Consider the following 471-nt stretch of genomic DNA (forward strand, 5'->3'; position numbering starts at 1 on the left):
CATTTGCAGTAATAGATTTAGGAAATAATTTCCACAGGTTTGGGCCTTGGGGCGATAATTTAGATTGGCAACGTATTTTTAGATCGCCTAACTATTATTTAGATGCTTTGTTAAGTGATGAAGAGTTAGAAAGCAATTTTAGATATGAAATGCCTGATGATTTAAGAGAAGAATTTGGCAATTCAGACGAGGTGTACTTTGATATTCAAAAAACTTACGTAGAGTCTATTAGAGCAGGTGAATCATCAAAAGTAGTACTAGAACGCTCTATTGCTCAACATGCTAAAATTTGTGTAGAAAACAGTGAAGATGTTTATGATGCGCTAACACTTGCCAGAAAGTTAGGTGATGATATAGATTTTAGAATTGGTCGTTACACAAAATGCATTAGTAAAAGTACATTTAATTTTGTTGAATGGTTAAAAGGTGAGTACCGTAAAAAACTAAACTCATATATTAGAACCAACTTTG

The 471-nt window shown here is 32.7% G+C and carries 1 pseudogene; it reads left to right on the plus strand.

The features are described from left to right. Nucleotides 1–471 (plus strand): annotated as a pseudogene (locus FUA24_RS08320) (DEAD/DEAH box helicase); the annotation flags it as partial.

It is taken from the genome of Seonamhaeicola marinus, assembly GCF_008085455.1.